14 protein-coding genes are annotated in these 17,554 nt (G+C 46.7%); 7 read left to right on the forward strand and 7 right to left on the reverse strand.

The window, feature by feature from the left end:
* Positions 1–118 precede the first annotated feature (118 nt).
* Positions 119–799 carry a response regulator gene (locus tag MGMO_RS02440; protein ID WP_023493435.1) on the forward strand — a complete coding sequence of 227 codons (681 nt, stop codon included), beginning with the start codon at positions 119–121 and terminating at the stop codon, positions 797–799.
* A 40-nt stretch (positions 800–839) separates the two neighbouring features.
* On the opposite strand, the gene MGMO_RS02445 is transcribed toward MGMO_RS02440, so the two are convergent.
* Positions 840–1,370 (reverse strand): SRPBCC family protein, encoded by a 531-nt coding sequence (locus MGMO_RS02445; protein ID WP_023493436.1) that lies wholly within the window; start codon positions 1,368–1,370, stop codon positions 840–842.
* A 212-nt stretch (positions 1,371–1,582) separates the two neighbouring features.
* Between MGMO_RS02445 and MGMO_RS02450 the strand changes: the two genes are divergently transcribed.
* On the forward strand, positions 1,583–2,899 hold the full coding sequence (locus MGMO_RS02450; protein ID WP_023493437.1) for a histidine kinase: 1,317 nt from the start codon (positions 1,583–1,585) through the stop codon (positions 2,897–2,899).
* 12 nt (positions 2,900–2,911) lie between these two features.
* Here MGMO_RS02450 and MGMO_RS02455 read toward each other — a convergent pair whose 3' ends face one another.
* From MGMO_RS02455 to MGMO_RS02475, 5 genes are all read right to left on the reverse strand, one after another.
* Positions 2,912–3,436: a PepSY domain-containing protein gene (locus MGMO_RS02455; RefSeq protein WP_023493438.1), complete on the reverse strand. Its 525-nt coding sequence runs from the start codon at positions 3,434–3,436 to the stop codon at positions 2,912–2,914.
* A gap of 249 nt (positions 3,437–3,685) precedes the next feature.
* Positions 3,686–4,045: a hypothetical protein gene (locus MGMO_RS02460; RefSeq protein ID WP_023493439.1), complete on the reverse strand. Its 360-nt coding sequence runs from the start codon at positions 4,043–4,045 to the stop codon at positions 3,686–3,688.
* 116 nt (positions 4,046–4,161) lie between these two features.
* Positions 4,162–4,644 carry a cytochrome P460 family protein gene (locus MGMO_RS02465; protein WP_023493440.1) on the reverse strand — a complete coding sequence of 161 codons (483 nt, stop codon included), beginning with the start codon at positions 4,642–4,644 and terminating at the stop codon, positions 4,162–4,164.
* Positions 4,645–4,810: 166 nt separating this feature from the next.
* Positions 4,811–5,818 carry a hydroxylamine oxidation protein HaoB gene (haoB, locus tag MGMO_RS02470; protein ID WP_023493441.1) on the reverse strand — a complete coding sequence of 336 codons (1,008 nt, stop codon included), beginning with the start codon at positions 5,816–5,818 and terminating at the stop codon, positions 4,811–4,813.
* 4 nt (positions 5,819–5,822) lie between these two features.
* Positions 5,823–7,442, reverse strand: a complete 1,620-nt coding sequence (locus MGMO_RS02475; protein WP_023493442.1) for a multiheme c-type cytochrome — start codon at positions 7,440–7,442, stop codon at positions 5,823–5,825.
* A gap of 420 nt (positions 7,443–7,862) precedes the next feature.
* On the opposite strand from MGMO_RS02475, the gene rpoH reads away from it, so the two are divergent.
* Positions 7,863–8,720 carry an RNA polymerase sigma factor RpoH gene (rpoH, locus tag MGMO_RS02480; RefSeq protein WP_023493443.1) on the forward strand — a complete coding sequence of 286 codons (858 nt, stop codon included), beginning with the start codon at positions 7,863–7,865 and terminating at the stop codon, positions 8,718–8,720.
* A gap of 167 nt (positions 8,721–8,887) precedes the next feature.
* Here rpoH and MGMO_RS02485 read toward each other — a convergent pair whose 3' ends face one another.
* Positions 8,888–9,127 carry a TIGR02647 family protein gene (locus MGMO_RS02485; RefSeq protein ID WP_023493444.1) on the reverse strand — a complete coding sequence of 80 codons (240 nt, stop codon included), beginning with the start codon at positions 9,125–9,127 and terminating at the stop codon, positions 8,888–8,890.
* A 236-nt stretch (positions 9,128–9,363) separates the two neighbouring features.
* Here MGMO_RS02485 and MGMO_RS02490 point away from each other — a divergent pair, with 236 nt between their 5' ends.
* From MGMO_RS02490 to MGMO_RS02510, 4 genes are all read left to right on the forward strand, one after another.
* Positions 9,364–12,681 (forward strand): tetratricopeptide repeat protein, encoded by a 3,318-nt coding sequence (locus MGMO_RS02490; protein WP_023493445.1) that lies wholly within the window; start codon positions 9,364–9,366, stop codon positions 12,679–12,681.
* A 103-nt stretch (positions 12,682–12,784) separates the two neighbouring features.
* A complete protein-coding gene (locus MGMO_RS02495; RefSeq protein ID WP_023493446.1) occupies positions 12,785–13,372 on the forward strand; it encodes a hypothetical protein in 588 nt (195 codons plus the stop codon).
* Between the two features lie 140 nt (positions 13,373–13,512).
* Positions 13,513–13,956: an REP-associated tyrosine transposase gene (locus MGMO_RS20470; RefSeq protein WP_023493447.1), complete on the forward strand. Its 444-nt coding sequence runs from the start codon at positions 13,513–13,515 to the stop codon at positions 13,954–13,956.
* A gap of 531 nt (positions 13,957–14,487) precedes the next feature.
* Positions 14,488–17,517, forward strand: coding sequence for a Tn3 family transposase (locus MGMO_RS02510; protein ID WP_023493448.1), 3,030 nt, complete (start codon positions 14,488–14,490; stop codon positions 17,515–17,517).
* Positions 17,518–17,554: the final 37 nt, after the last annotated feature.

The raw sequence follows: 17,554 nt of genomic DNA on the forward strand, positions 1-17,554 counted from the left end.
AAAATTAGGGCAAGAATAATTCCTTGCCAAAAATAACTTTGATTTCAGGAAAAATTCCCATGACTAAAGCCCCTATATAAAGGCATTATGTTTGTCTTGAAATTTTAGGGTTCTTCAAATGACGGCAAAAATCGTTGTGCTATTAGTGGACGACCATGCTGTCGTCAGGGCGGGTTACAAGACATTTTTGTCGTTATCCGATAAAGTAGGGATGATCTATGAGGCGGAACGAGGCGAAAGTGCTTGTCAACTCTACAACCAATACCAGCCGGATATCGTGATTATGGATCTCTCCATGCCTGGAATGGGCGGCTTTGAAAGCATACGCCGTCTAGTGAGCCGGGATGCGCATTGCAAAATCCTGGTTTCAAGCATTCATAACGAACTGGTTTATGTCACCCGCGTCATCAAAGCCGGCGCTAAAGGCTACATCACTAAAAATAATTCACCTGAAACTTTGATGGCAGCCGTCTATCAAGTTGCGTCCGGCAACACCTTTATTGAACCCGCTTTGGCGCAGCAACTCGCTATCAACGTGGCTTCGGAACGGGGCGTTTCCAATCAAATTGAAGAACTTTCACCTAGGGAATTCGATGTATTCTGTTTGTTGGCTAATGGGTTGACGACGCGGGATGCAGCGGAAAAACTCTGCCTGAGTTACAAAACCGTCTGCAACCATACGACAGCCATCAAAGAAAAGCTGGGGATAAAAACCTTGGCTGAGTTGGCCTTGGTCGCCACCCGCCAAGGGATTTTAGAAACCTTCGATCGAAGCTCAATGGCTATGCTCGAAAAATGATAGGAGTTTTGACCTATTATCCACGTGCTTTTCGAATACCTTATTTTTCAAACGTCTTTTTCAAGCCATCCAGGCCGTTTTTAAAATACGCGTTCATAGCTTTGACGGCGGCTTCATCGTTTAAGTTTTCTGACGGGGTATTGCCGGTGTCGCCCCGGTAAAAACGACTTTTAATCGTGACCTCGCTGGCTCCTGGACTTGCACCTTTTGTCACGCTCACGGTAACAGAGTAAGAACTGGTTGGCAGGGCTTTTACATTCTCCTTTTTTAAACGATAGCTATATTCATGGTCTTTGTCGCTGTAAAAATCCAGTTCATCGACGATTTCCTCACCGTTTTGGAAAGTTAGGGTGCGCGTACCACCAGACTCATGCTTGCCGTCACCCTTGCTGCCTTTAACATCGCCATGCCATTTTGAGAGTCCGCCAAAATCTTTGACAACATCCCAGACCTTATCCACGGGTGCATTGATAGAAACGCTTTCTTTGGCTTTCTGTGGAGTCGGCCCATGTGCCAGCATTAATGCCGGAAAAGTCAGTAAGAGAACGCCGATAAACGATGATTTTGTCATAGCAGTGCGATAAGTCAGTTAGAGTAAACGGCTATTATCGACAAACAATGGCAATCCTTATCATGGAACTTTCCCGATTATGGTTAGGATAATTTCATTTCCTCGAACTTGCCCGTCAACTATTTCGTTGCGGCTAAGGCTTTAATCAATAATGCCGCTATCGAGATAAATAGTTAGCCGTAGACAATTGTTTCCAATTTGAAGAGTAACCCATGAGTTTAAGTTATCAGATTAACCTTAAAATTTTGCTGTCCTCGCTGTTAATCCTGTTTTTAGGCGGGGCAATTGCCATTTGGCAGGCCAGGAATTCGGTTGATAAAGAACTCAACGCCTCAGCCAGCCTTACCGAACACTTGATAACCTGCGGTTTGTCCCAGACGATAGCGGATCGTACCACTTGGCTGAATTGTTTCAGTTCGCTCAAGGAAACCCGTCACTTGACTATCGAACTTATGACACCTTCAGGTCAAGCTTTTGGTATCGGCAACAAACATAAGGTAAATGACCTTGTTGAATCACCGCCCTTTTGGTTTATAAACCTCATTGGTAATAAACAGGCGACCATAGAAAAACTGATTGCGACCGCATCGGGTGATCAGTTCTCTTTGCGAATCCGGGCGAATCCGATTGATGAAATACAGGAAGTTTGGGAAGAAAGCCTCGCTTTCTTCTGCACTATCCTTTTACTTACCTTGCTGACTTTTTCGTCCGTTTATTTTGCCATCCATAAAACGCTGGCTTCAATAAGGATCATTGTTGATACCTTACAACAAATCGAGACAGGCAACTACCAGCAACAATTGCCCGAATTCAACACCACCGAATATAACAGCATTGCCAAGGCCGTTAATCACATGACAGGCAAACTACATCAAACACAATTGGAAAACCGCGCATTGGTAAAGCATTCTATGGAAATATTAGAAACCGAGCGCAAACAACTCGCGCAAGAACTCCATGATGAGTTAGGCCAATCACTGACGGCTATCAAAATGATGGCCGTCATAGCGAACCAAAAAAAGGATCAGATTGCAGAAATTTCGGCTTCAATTGCCAATAGCTGTGATGGCCTAATCAACATTGTCCGTTCCATCATGCATCGGTTGCATCCCTTAGTGCTGACTGAATTAGGGCTTAAGGCGGCCATCGAAGACTTATTGAATCATTGGGCAAGCAAAAACCCGGAAATCAAATTTCGTTTTCGTTGCGACGATGAGGTTGATACGCTAGGCCAAAAACTAAGCATCCAGATTTTCAGGGTCGTCCAAGAATGCCTGACCAATATTTTCCGCCACGCTGAGGCACAAGAATGTTCGGTCACCCTGGCAATGGTTGAGACCCCTGAACATCAAGTCCGGTTAACCGTGACGGATAACGGCAAAGGCTGCGATATCAACAAACTGACCAAAGGCTTTGGTATTCTTGGCATGAAAGAGAGAGTTCACAGCCTGGGCGGAAATCTCTCAATACAAAGCACCCTCAATAATGGGGTTCAGGTAAATGCCGTTATCCCTATTGTCGTTAACTAATCTTTACAAAAATTAACGTCTCTCTTCGGTTTCGTCACCGGCTTCCCAGTCTTCAACGGCAGTTTCTATGATCTTGCCTGTTGCCGCATCAACTTCGACTTTCGTTTCGATGCCTTTATCGCTCATGATGTCGAATTCATAGCTTGAGCCGCCATTTTCTTCAATTTCGTATTCCACTTCTTCGATTTTTCCCGGATACGCTTTGAGGGCAGTGGCCGCTGCATCCTCTTCAGTCACCTTTACATTTTTCTTGAATGCCTGACTCTTAGCGTCCGTGACTTCGGATTCCTTCTCAATAATTTTGCCGGTATCCGACTCGCACAAAAACTCCCATTCACCACGATTGACATCCGCGACCTCAATTTCGTAAACCGCTTTACCGGCCATATTCAGCTTTTCAAGTTTTATAATATAGCCAGGTTTCGATTTTTTAGCCGAATTGATGCACGTGTCTAATCCTTGATCGAGCGCCCAGCTATTTATCGAGAAATGGCTCAATATAAGGAAAAGGGAGAAGGAAAGAGTTGAAAGTCTCATAATCAGCCTCCGGGATTGAAACAGCAAATAAATTGTTTGTTACTATACAAGGAAATTGATTTGCACGTAAGAGAAGTCAAGGCATTATTCTTTATGATAGTTTTTGTGTGTAAGCGCAAAACAAAAACTCCTACTGGTACTTTTGGAGGTGTTTCACACAAAACCCCAATAGGTCGATTTGCCCCAAAACGGACTGACACAATTTAGTGGCACTCAACTATTTAATTACCCATTACCTTTTCCCTAGCGTCAAGAACCGCCATCCCAAGAGGCTGTTGCTGGTTTCATTAGCGTCTTGGCTTCTTCAACAAGCGTGGTTGCGGCATTAAAATCTCCGGTCTTGCCCGCTTTTTTGGCAGCCCTTAGTTTGGGCCTAAAGCGATCGATTGCCATTGAGTTGTCTCTTCGTATCGCTTCCGACAGCTTTAAGGCTGTATCAGCCAATTCCAGGAATGCATCCTTGTCCCTCTTCTTAGCCATTTCTGCCATATCATCGCAAAGGCTTCGTACTAATGTAAAATCTTCATTTACCGGAGAACCCGCTGCATGGGCATGACCCAGCAGAAAAAAGGCTAGAAAAAATACCGTACTTATTTTGATAAAACTCATTACTGCCCTCTATTAATATTAAATTTGAAAATGCCGCACATGTAAATTTTGACGCAAAAGGTGGGCACAAACGTCACGGTGGTAAGCTAATTGTTCTTTATTGATCCGCCGTCTGGTTAGTCACGGAGTCCGGAAAAAACATAATTTTTGCCTTTTTGTGGTTCATGACAGCCAAAGCAGGATTTGCCGCCGTCGTTGACCAGGCGTTCGGTTTTGCTATTACCGGTAAAGCCTTCAAATCCCCAACCGCCTGTCGATGCGTATTTGGTTGAATCCTTGCGCATCACGCCGACCAGTTTGCGTTCCCCTTCTTGTATGGTTTTATCCTTTTCCTCGTACTTCAAAAGGTCAAAAACCAATACAGAGCCGTCGTCATATTTTCCGCTTTTCAGGCCTTTTGCCGCTTTGCCATTGGCGTAGACGTGATGGATGCCCTGGAAGGGATTTTCTAAGGCATGTCCAGGTTGTATGAGCATGGATTTGGCGTGTAACCAATTCCTGTAACCTTCAGGAAAAGGTACGCCATCTTTCTGTGCGAAACTTAATGTTGTAATAGCACACAACAACCCAGCCAAGATGATCGATGGTCTTGTTTTCATAAAATTACCTCCGGTAGTCAAGAAATGAGGATTTATAGTTTCGATACGAAACTATAGCTACATTTTTAATCCTATTCCCAGGGTTTGTCAATATAGTTTTTATTCGATATTAAAATACCGTTCCTTACAAAGCCATTCCAATAGCGATCAAGTGAATTGTCTATGGTCACCAATCAATCTTGTATATCGACAAATAGCCGCCCCAGTGGCTTTGGTAAACAAGATTGACGTGTTCTGGAAGTTTTTTGAGGGAATCAACAAACGGTAGGAGGCGTACGAGAAGGGAATTCTTTTCCGCTTCAGATGCTTTAGCAGTAGCCCAAACATGGTAGTTAAGGCCTTCTTTTTGGACTAGGTAATTACTGTCGCCTTCCTCAACAGCCCACTGCTTAATCTGGGCTATGTCGCCGTGAAGGTTATCATGGGCTTGGAAAGTTTTTGAGGCGAATCCTAAAGGTGCACCGCCGTAATCGACCATTTCACCCAGGCGCATGAGCAAGTCATTGGTGACCAGCAAATAGATTGGCCGCGACTTCCCAAGCATCTGGCGCATTTCCGCTAAAGCCTTGCCGCTATCCATCGTCAACCAACGCGCCATGGTGGACAAGTGTTCACGTTCGGAATCTGAAGCTATCAGTAGGCTATCCTGCAAATGTTGCCATACCGGACTGACGAAAGTTTGCGCCGCCGGTTTGCTTGCCCAAGCGTCCCGACCACTCAAAAAGTGGATTCTTTGCCCATCGTCCCACCAGCTTAGTATCAGTGCATCTTTGGGCGTGTTTAGGCTGATGGCGTTAGCCGCTTCCTGCCAAATTGATTGCCGAAGCCCTGTCGCGCTTGGCAATACGCTTTCCGTCTGCTTGCTTTTGGGGAAAAGCACGACGCGGTTTTCTCGGCCTTGGCTATCTTTATAATGTGCCAGCAAAAGACTGAAAGCATCCTTGCCATCCCGTTGGACAGTAAAGTTATCAACGGAATCTACTGAAAACGCACCCTGTAGATCAGATACTTGCCCTTGGAGAAGGGTGAATTTTAGCGGCGCTGGATTTGTTAGCGAAGCTTCCTTTTCACCAACAAAAGCGCCTCTCACTTGTTGGAACAGCATTGCGCTGCCGGTTAACAGCAGCGCTCCGCAACCCAATGACAATACACTTTTTTTGATAGACCAGTCCACAAGGTTATTGCTCTTCTTTTTTAGTCTTGAGGACTAAATAGCCCACGTAAAGCCCAAGTATTATCAAGACGAAGGAGGCTAATAGTGTACCGAAATCAGTCTTCTCATTAGTGTTAGAAATAGACGCGGAGGCTTTCGCACCCGGATTATTTCTAGCTGCCTCCCGCAATTTCGTATCTTCATCCATAATTTCGGCGTAATCGCGCATCAGTGAAGACCAGCCTTCAGTATAGGTATACCCGCCTGGATTGGCGTGGAATAACCCTTTGTAATGCTTGATCAAGTCATGTTCCCACATGTCCGCATAAATCCGTTCGACGCGGCTGGGGTTGTTGCCTTTCGCCCAAAACAGTTGGAAAAACCCGCCCGCCGCATCTTTTTCAGGCTTAGGCGGTATTGGGCGGTTAGTGCTTTGCCCGGTCAGCAACCCGTCCTTAAATAAGTTATTGATGACGCTTTTGGCTTCCTGTTCCACTTTTATCCCCTGGATGGTGCCTTTGTCGGCAGTATCCAGATAGGCTTTGGCAAAGCTTTCCGAATGGCACAATGTACAGGTTTGGATCCAGGCTTGCTTACGGTCTTCAAACCACGGATGGTTAAGGTTATTCGCTATTTCAGGTGTCGGGTTGAATGCCCAACGCACTTTCCGCACTAAGTTATGGGAATATTCGCCGTGGTATTCGAAATGGCAGAGCTGGCAGGTCGGTGCGGTGTAACCGCCCTTGGTCAGCGCGTCTTTGAGAGGGGCTTCAAAATTCCATTGGCTTTTGCCCATGGTCAGGAACTGTGTGCCGTGCTTGGACAGCATGAAGTTTTCAAACTCATTATGGTCGGCGCCGTTGTGGCAGGTAGAGCAAGCTTCCGGTTGACGCGCTTCCGCCACCGAAAAGGTGTGCCGGGTATGGCAACCGTCGCATTTGTTCTGCTGGTAATGGCAAGAGTCGCAGCCTTGGGCGACTTCCCTTTCCGGCATTGCCGCCCAAACGGCATTCTCAACGTTGGCTTCCCAATCAACGGCATGGGAAGGATGGCCTTTATCCCATTGCTTTTGCGGCCATTCCTGGTTTTTTTCGGATTCCGCTTCGGCAAATTCGTTTTGGTGGCAGGTACCGCAAGCAGCGCGGTCCGGCATGATTAGGTCTTTGGCATGGTCGATAGTCTTTTTGCCAACGCCGCCGTGGCAGTCGATACAACCGACTTGCCCAAGTTGTTGGCCTTGTTCCAACAAGCCGAGCTCGTGCAGGTTGTTTTCGACCTCTGTCAATTTTGCCTTTTTATAAGCGCGCACGTCGGTGTCGGGGATATTGCGGATTGCCGCCAGATTGCTGTGCACACTTTTTTTCCAGGCATGATAAGCGCCCGGTGTGGTGGCTTCGTGACAACCCACACAATTTTCCTGGGTGAATTCACCCTGTATGTTTTTAGGGGGCGTATAAAAATCTTTTGGGTTCCAATATTTTTGGATCGGTATGGGTTGCCAATATTCACCGTGGCTGCCTTTACCGGGGTGGGTGTCGTAATAGTTTTTTTTGACCTGTTCGAAATCAGGTTTTTCTGCCCAGGCTGTTTGCCAATTTAAGCAGATCATTAATGTCGCCAACAAACAAAGCAACATGGTTTTCATAGCTCCCCCCTCAAAGATTGTTCTCGCCAGCTTTATTATATCGAATCAAAACTATAAAGAAACATAAATTTTAGCATTCCCTTACGTAAACGATTTCTTGGTCTCGATCCAACACTTCATTAACTGAATATCGTGAAACAAGTACCCCCAAAAAGGCGCGAAGGGTTATTTACCGAAATATTTGGTTACATCGCAATCATCTTGGTCGATTCCGTCTTCTGGCATAAAAACAATAAACCTTTCAATGAGCTGAACCCGACGATCTAGCTCCGGGCTATTTTTTCATAACGCAGATTGACGGTGAGCAGCAACCTATCGACTCTTAGGCTGTAGAAATCAAGTTGAACTTCCCACAATTATTAGCACTCTTAGCAATCGAGTGCTAAAATTATGGCATATCTTAACTTTTAGGAGTTGCGAATGAGTGATGTGATTACTTTGCCCGTGAATTTGTCGGTTGGTACGTTTGATGCGTATTTGAATGTCGTTAGGCAAATGCCTAAATTGACTCCCGAGCAAGAGCACGAACTTGCGATTAGGTTTCGGGACACTGGCGATTTGGCGGCGGCGCGTGAATTGGTCATGGCAAACCTTCGTTTTGTCGTCCATGTCGCCCGTGGCTATAGCGGTTATGGCTTGTCCATGCCGGATATTATCCAGGAAGGCAACGTCGGCTTGATGAAGGCCGTCAAACGCTTCGACCCCGAGATGGGTGTGCGATTGGTGTCGTTTGCCGTCCATTGGATCAAGGCCGAAATCCACGAGTTCGTTATCAAGAACTGGGGCATCGTCAAGATAGCGACCACTAAAGCGCAACGCAAATTGTTCTTTAACCTACGCAAATCTAAACAGGGTTTAGGCTGGCTGTCCAATGATGAAGCCACAAATATCGCCAATGACCTGAATGTAGAAGTCAGCGCGGTGTTTGAAATGGAAAAGCGTTTGGGTAGCAGGGATATGTCCTACGATTTGCCGACGGATGCAGAAACTGACGATGCAACCTTGGAACCTGCGAGCTATTTATATGAGCAAAACGACGACCCAGCGGTAATGCTCGAAAATGCCGAGTGGCGAGGCCGCGAACAAAAACTGCTGTCAAAAGCCCTGGACACGTTGGACGAACGCAGCCTGGACATCGTTTCCAGCCGCTGGTTAGCGGAAGATAAGGCGACACTGCACGAACTTGCCGAACGCCATCAGGTTTCCGCTGAAAGAATTAGGCAGTTGGAACAGAACGCCATGAAAAAACTGCGTGAAGCGGTCGTTTTTGCAGCTTAATATTTCAAATCAATCATTACAAAGGCTTAGGTCGCAAGACCTAAGCCTTTTTTATTGCCTCCTTGTTTTTGAGTCCATACTTGTGCCCTGAATATCGGCTCACGCGGAAGCTGTCGGGAACAGCGTTTTGGGGGCGAGGAATCCCTGCCGACATAACGGATTCGGCTTCAAGCCGGGTTCATCAATCCTAAAAGCGCATGGGCATGTTCCGCCGCTTCCAGCCCAATCGTCGTCAAATAGCCGCCGTCTTCCAGCGTCACCAACCCTTTGTCAAAAAGCCGCCGAGTTGCTTCTATCGTTGAAGGTGCGGCTGTGGTCGTGTGGACTTTTATGCCTTCCAGCGTCGTTGTCAGTTTATAGCGGACAAGAATGTTCAGTTCGTCCAGGTTCTCTTGGGTAAATTGCATGTGCGGTCTCAGAAATAGGATTAGGGGTAGACTTGAATTAAACGGCCTACCTTGGACAATAGTATATGCGATAGCGGTAATGTCTTAAGAAAAATTGTCCGCAGTAATTCCAGTAATCGCAATATATACCAGATAAGCATGTCGTAACTGATTTTTCTGTGAAATTTTACCTTTTAATGCACCCTTAATCGTACTATGATTGCAACAAGACAGAAATTTCCTTTAACGGATAAAGTATGCACTATCTCCTTGTTCTATTACTGGTTTTATTTGCCCCATTGAGTTGGGCAGAGACGGTTATTGTCGATGAAACCTGCAACCATAAATATGGCGCTAAACTCGTTTCGTTGCAGGGTACGCTGTTAGTCGACCCAAACCGAAAAGGCCACTGGCAACACGCACGGCTCAACCAAATGATTTGTGAAGGCAGTTGGGTCAAGGTTGACCCCAACAGCCGCGCTTCATTACGGCTATCCAACGGCATCATCCTACGCCTACACGAAGGTACAGTCGCCTCATTGGATGCCATTTCCCCCGAACAAGCCACCTTCTTGAACTTACTTAAGGGCTTTATCCACTTTATTAGCCGTACCCCCAAGCTGCTTAAAATCAGCACCCCGATAGCCAATGCCGGCCCCGAAGGCACTGAATTTGCCATGAGCGTGGACGACACCAGCGCATCGCTCTGGGTTTACGAGGGCGGGGTCAAGTTTTTCAACGACAAGGGCAGCATCCACCTGAGTCCAGGACAAGGCGCTCAAGCCATGTTAGGCCAAGCCCCGCAAGCCAAAATCGACATCAAGCCGCAAGATGCCGTCAACTGGGCATTGTATTACCCGCCCGTATTGCCTTATCCCGATGCAACCGCCATTATCGACAGTGGCATTCGTCAGGCCATACAGGATTACCGGCAAGGCCATGTCGATATCGCCTTACGCCAATTGGATGCATTATCGACGGAGCAACAAACGCCTTATTTCCACAAAGTGCGCGGTGCCATGCGGCTTAGCGCTGGACAGGATAAGCTCGCCTTGCAAGACATTCAAGCCTTGCTGGCAATCAACCCTAACGATGCCGAAGCTTTGGCACTGAAATCGGTATTGGCGCTCACCCAAAACCGCAAAGACGAAGCCTATGCCTTAGCCACCCAGGCAATCACGGTCAATCCTCAATCCGCCAGCGCTTATTCGGCGTTATCTTATGCCGAACAAGGCCGCTTTAACTTGGACAAAGCCCAAGCCGCCGCCGACCACGCGGTAACGCTTGCCCCGCACGATGCCATGGTGTGGGCACGTAAGGCCGAATTGCAACTGTCGCAAGGCTTAACGGAAGAAAGCCAACACGCAGCCGAAAAAGCCATCGCCTTGGATGCCAACCTGGAGCGCACCCAAACCGTGCTGGGTTTTTCCTACCTGTTACGGATGGAAACCGATGCCGCCTTAGAAACTTTCAACAAAGCCATCCAATTCGATTCCACCGCGCCCTTGGCGCGCTTAGGCCTAGGCCTAGCCAAGATCAGGAAGGGCGACCTGGAGCTAGGCCGCGAAGACCTGGAAACCGCCGCCATCCTCGACCCCAACAATTCCATCGTCAGGAGCTACCTGGGCAAAGCCTATTACGAAGAAAAACGTAGTCCTTTGGCGGAAGACCAATTCCGCTTGGCAAAAGAGCGTGATCCCAAAGACCCTACGCCGTATTTTTATGATGCCATCAGTAAGCAGACCACTAATCGTCCGGCGGAAGCTCTGCAGGATATGCAGAAGGCGATTGTATTGAACGATAATCGAGGGGTTTATCGGTCAAGTTTAGCCTTAGACAAGGATTTGGCGGCACGTAGTGCGGCACAAGGGCGAATTTACAGCGATTTAGGCTTTCAACAGCTTGGTCTGGTTGAAGGATGGAAATCGGTTAATGCCGAACCATCGGATTATTCCGGTCATCGCCTACTTGCAGATTCATATTCTATACGACCGTCTTACGAGATTGCGCGTGTAAGTGAATTACTACAATCACAACTGTTACAACCGATAAATATAACGCCAGTACAGCCACAGTTAGCGGAAAGAAATTTGCTTTCTGCTCAAAGTTCAGGCCCCGGCACATTGTCTTTTAACGAATTCAATCCGATGTTCCAACGTGATCGCTTTACCTTACAAACGTCAGGTGTAGTGGGCAGCAACGATACCTATGGTGACGAAGTTACGCATTCTGGTTTATGGCGAAACCTATCTTATAGTCTTGGGCAATATCATTATCAAACAGAGGGATTCCGTGCAAACAATGATGTGAATGTAGATTTGTTCAATGGCTTTATTCAAGCGAGCATAACTCCAAGCCTCAGCGTTCAAGCCGAAATACGACATAAAAACACCGAGCGTGGCGATATAGATCTTAGGGCGGATGGTTTTTCTGATCCCACATTTCGGCTGGGAAGTGACAAAGATACCTATCGTGCAGGTTTACGCTATTCGTTCAACCATAATTCAAACTTGATCGCTTCTTTTATTCATACAAATAGTGATTCTTTCCAAATTCTTACTTCTGAAAATGGTAAGCGTACTGATTCTATTTCCACTGGAGATCAGGGCGAAATTCAGCATTTGTTTCGCTCTGGCCTTATAGATACCGTCGCCGGTTTCGGCTTTTCTCAATCGGGCTTTACAAATGTAAACAAACCTCTAAGTGGGACATCTGATTCACATGAAAACGGCTACTTATATTCTTATGTACATTATCCACATGATGTAGATTGGACGTTCGGTTTGAGTGTTGATTCTTTGGAATCAACTCCCCATAACCCCAAATTTTCTAAGCTGAAAAACAATCCGCTTAATCCAAAGTTTGGCATTATCTGGCGTGCCGAAAAAGGTACAATAGTTCGAGGGGCTGTGATTAGAACTTTAAAACGTTCGTTACTAACAAATCAGACGATTGAACCAACGCAAGTAGCAGGCTTCAACCAGTTTTATGACGATCTTACTTTAACCGATGCTTGGCTATACGGGCTTGCAATAGACCAAAAATGGGGTTCTCGACTCTTTGGTGGGTTAGAATATATTGCCCGGAATCTAAAATTGATATCAGAACATGTATGGCATGAGCGTTCATATCGAGCATACCTTAATTGGAATATTGCTTCCAAACTTTCCGCTAATTTTGCCTTTCATTTGGAGAATTTCAATGGTGACAATGCAAATGTCCCGCTTTCGACAACAACTTATGACAGTAAAGCAGGTCTTCGATTTTTCGATCCGTCAGGTTTTTTCTGTAATTTGGAGGCTGAATATGTAAACCAGCGGACAGACTGGTCAGAAGGATTTGATGGCTCGCCTATCAGGCACAATGAATTTGTTTTGGTCAATACTGGAATTGGATATCGCTTACCCAGGCGATTAGGTATTGTTCAACTGGATATCAAAAATATCTTTGATCAACAATTCAATTATCAAAGCCAAGGGGCTCGTTCTCCAGGGTTTAGCGATGATGCTGGAGGACAACCCCCGCCGTTCATTCCTGGAAGGACTGTATTTGCGCGGGTTACTCTAGCTTTCTAAAGGAGATATCGAAAATTCTAAATTTTTTTCAAAAAAACCTGAGAAATAATACATTTTTTCAGGTTTGGTACGTTCTTATTAAAAATATAACTGGAGAAAGACCATGAATAACATAATTGCAACACGAGGAAAAGAAATCATCATTTGCTTACTGATAGTAATATTAATATTAGTTATCTTTTTGTTAAAACCTTGCTCATCAATCGAGCCAAATGGTCCAATCTCCCAAGCTAAACTCGATAACTTTAAAAAAATTCTTTTAGACTCTAAACAGAATGTACACGCCGTAGCGTTACTTGCCCCTAACCAAGGTGGCAAGCTTGTCATCTTTAATAAATTACTAGAACCCGTCCAGCCTTGTTTTACATCGCCCGATAAAATAAAACCAGGTGAAAGAATTAAAATCGAAGATGATTGTCTCAAAGCTGGACCAGCTGAAAAAGGAAAAAAACTGATAATTAAAGCTGAAGAAGGAAACGAACAGTTTATTGCACTTACACCCGGGGTCGCGATAGAAAATAACGACGATTCAAATTCATCGCGTGATGAAAATAAAAAAGAGCTTGGTTCTATTAAAACAACAGCTACAAAAGATGATCATAGTACTTTTCTTTTTATTACTGAATTAGATAAGCGCCAGCATGTGACATGTCAAAATCCAAATGGATTACCTTGCCCCCCACACTATTGAGCCTTGTAGGGTGGGCAACGCTTTTCTGCCCACCGTATATCTAATGCCTGGATTGTAAACGGTGGGCAAAAAAACCTGCCCACCCTACTTTTGTTGCTTTTGGTATAATCAAAACTGCCCTTTTACCGGTACGTTTTGCTATGTCACGTTATCGACGCGCCGATGTTCCAGGCGCGACTTACTTCTTCACCGTGGTTACTTATCGCCGCCGCCCTATCCTTTGTGATGATCCGGTTCGCGCGGCATTACGTCAAGCCGTTAAAACGGTGCAATCACGCCATCCCTTTACGGTTGATGCCTGGGTTTTGTTACCCGACCATTTGCATTGTATGTGGACGTTGCCGTCGGACGATGCAGATTATCCACTACGTTGGGGTTTGATCAAACGTATGGTCTCTTTGGCGTGTGCCTCACATTATCACCGGGCGGATTGGATGACGGCATCCAAAACGAAATACCGTGAATCAACTATTTGGCAAAGCTTCCGCGTCCTCCTCACCCCAACCTTCTCCCTTGAGGGAGAAGGGGCAAAAGCAGAACTTATGTTTTTTCACCTGATTGCTGCCTATCTAAAATATCCATGATTACTTACAGGTCTCAGTGAAAATTGAAATGGTGATGATTCTGCGAACCCTTCAAATGCCACCACCTCGATAGATATGCACGATAGGCCTGGATACGCACCATCCCCCTACCCAATTCGTGTTCATAAGGAATCAAGGCTTCCAGCACAGACCTATCGGTAAAAAACAAGCAACGTTCGGGGACGTTTATTGCTCTTCGATGATAGCTCGGTTGTTTTCTTTCAGGCGCTGAATACAAGGCTGAGGCCAGCAATTCTGCCGATATGGACAAGCACGTCTGACTCGGTTGCGGCCTGCATTGCTATAACATATTGATTGTTAATGCATAAAAAACTAGAACTTGCACCATATTCCGCGAGAGTCGACAGCAAAAAACCGCTGTCGCTGGGATTCCAATGCTGGGGGAAAACCGTTAACCTGACGTGGCCAATGCGATGTCGGCTTATTTGGGGTAGTATGCACATAGCTGCAAAAAGCGCCGCCTAATTTCGCACTGCATGCCTCTTCACGCTAAAATGTCTGGCAGAAAACATGCCATCCCACATTTTCGGCGTGTTACAAGGAGAATTTGTGAAGTGGCATTGGAACGAAGACGAACTGGCGATGCATTGGTCATTATCGATTGAGGAATTGGCATTGCTGCCAAGTCGTACCGATAGCGGTAGACTTGGATTTGCAATTCTATTGAAATTCTTTCAATTTCAAGGTTTCTTTCCCGGCAGTCAAAAAGGCATACCGCACGAGATTGCAGTCTACCTTGCGCTGGCAACCAATTCGGCGGTGGCAGATTTGAAAATTTACGAATGGGACGGACGCACCGGCCAGCGGCATCGCAAGAAAATCCTGGGCTTTCTGGGGCTACGTCGCCCATCAGGTGAGGATTTGCAAAAACTGCGCACATGGCTGACTGCTGAAGTCTTGGCGCTGGATGTTCCATTCGAGCGATTGCAGGAATTGGCTGTTGAGTGGTTCGCCCGGCAATCGCTGGCACCGCTTGATCCCAGCCCATTGGAGCGGTTACTTCGATCAGCTACTCATGCTTTTGAGGCTGAACTATTCCAATCCATCGCCAACCTGCTAAGTGCCGAAACCAAGACATCAATAGACAAATTATTGACGGTCGAAGAGCCAAACGTCAATGATGAAAATGGTGCCATCGAAAATGCTTCCATCGTCAAAGACGGCGCTCTTGGTTTGTCGCACCTCAAATCCGACGCTGGCCGAATAGGCCTGGATAGCGTTTTGCAGGAGCTCGCCAAACTGGGCAGAATTCGCAAGCTTGCATTACCGAGTAAAGCATTGGCCGTACTTCCCATCAAATGGTTACAAAAATACCGTCGCCGAGTCGGGACCGAGTCAAGTTGGGAATTGCGACGGCATCCGCCGGAAATACGCTACGCCTTGGCAGCGGCGTACTGCTGGCAACGAGAGCACGAGATCATCGACGCATTGATCGATTTGCTAATTCTGGTCATTCACAAGATCGGTGTTCGCGCCGAAAATAAGGTCGAGCAAGAATTGCTCAACGATTTACGCCGTGTGCGTGGCAAAACCAATGTCTTGTTCAAATTGGCGGAAGCGGCCATCGATGAACCTGATGGCATCGTCAAGGATGTATTGTATCCAGTGGTCGGGTTGGAAACACTGAAAGACTTAGTCAAAGAATTTAAGGCCAGCGGCCCTGCCTATACCAAGGTGGTACATACGGTCATTCGCTCCTCATACAGCAATCACTATCGCCGGATGTTGCCGCAGATACTTGATGCGCTGGAATTCCGTTCCAACAACACCGCACACCGACCGGTGATTGAAGCCTTGGGTCTGCTCAAAACTTACCGCGACAGCACGCAACAATATTTTTCTGCCGAGGATGTAGTGCCGATTGAGGGTATCGTCAAAGGCAAATGGCGCGACATAGTTGTGGAAAAAGACAAGAATGACAAAGAGCGTGTCAATCGCATCAACTATGAAATTTGTGTACTGCAAGCATTGCGCGAGCGGCTGCGCAGCAAGGAAATCTGGGTCGTTGGTGCCGAGCGCTTCCGTAATCCAGATGAGGATTTGCCCGCCGACTTTAAAACCAACCGAGCTACCTACTATGAAGCACTCAAGCAACCACAGGACGGCAAGGCATTCATCGACGGGTTGAAGAAAACGATGACGGACGCCCTATGCATGTTGAACAAGGGAATGCCAAAAAATCCACGAGTCAAAATTCTTGATCGTGGCAAGAACCGTATTTGCATTACTCCGCTGGATGCGCAACCTGACCCGGAAAACCTCAAGCACCTGAAAGCCGAAATATTTGAACGCTGGTCATCCACCAGCTTGTTGGATATCCTCAAGGAAGCCGATTTGCGGGTAGGTTTCACCGATTTGTTCCAGAGCAGCCGGCAGCGCGAAACGCTGGATCGTGATACCTTGCAACGGCGTCTACTACTGAGCCTCTATGCGTTAGGCACAAACGCCGGACTCAAACGAATTGCAGCGGCGGGACATGAGACGACTTATCAGGAATTGCGTTACGTGCGCCACCGTTTCATCCAAAAAAGTACATTGCGGGCAGCTATTTCCCAAGTCGCCAATGCGACTTTCGCTGTTCGCCTTCCAGAAATATGGGGTGAAGGCACGACCACCTGCGCGTCGGACTCCAAAAAATTCGGCTCCTGGGATCAGAATTTGATGACCGAGTGGCATATTCGCTACGGCGGTCGTGGCGTGATGATCTACTGGCATGTCGAGAGCAAATCGGTCTGTATCTACTCGCAACTGAAACGATGCTCCTCCTCCGAAGTGGCGGCTATGATCGAAGGTGTATTGCGTCATGATACCGATATAGATGTTCAGAAAAGCTATACGGACAGCCACGGGCAGAGCGAAGTCGGCTTCGCTTTTTGTCATCTGCTCGGCTTCGATTTGTTGCCACGTCTGAAAGCCGTCGCTTCACAAAAGTTGTACTTGCCGGAAACAGACAGTTCCGGCAATTATTCCAATCTCACTGAGATTTTGACGCGTCCAATCAAATGGGATTTGATACACCAACAGTATGATGAAATGATCAAATACGCAACCGCGTTGCGCCTGGGTACAGCAGAAGCCGAAGCCATTCTTCGCCGCTTTACGCGTGGCAACCTGCAATATCCGACTTACCAAGCATTAGCGGAACTTGGCAAAGTGTTGAAAACTATTTTCTTGTGCCGGTATATTGATTCGGAAGGGCTGCGCCGTGAGATTCACGAGGGTTTGAACGTTGTAGAAAACTGGAACAGCGCCAATGGATTCATCTTCTACGGCAAGAGCGGTGAGGTCGCCAGCAACCGACTGGAAGATCAGGAATTATCGGTATTGTCGCTGCATTTATTGCAATTATGCTTGGTGTACGTCAATACCTTGATGATTCAGCGCGTGCTATCGGAAAAGCCCTGGTGTAACAGGATGAAAACTGCGGATTTGAGAGCACTGTCTCCGCTGATTTATAGTCATGTGAATCCGTATGGGCGATTTGATTTGGACATGAGTAAACGGCTCCCAATCGAAACTGATTTTGCGCTGGTGGCATAGATATAATCACCGAGCAAGGTTTTGTTGAGCAGATACC

Origin of the sequence: Methyloglobulus morosus KoM1 (assembly GCF_000496735.2) — a bacterium.
Lineage (GTDB): Bacteria > Pseudomonadota > Gammaproteobacteria > Methylococcales > Methylomonadaceae > Methyloglobulus > Methyloglobulus morosus.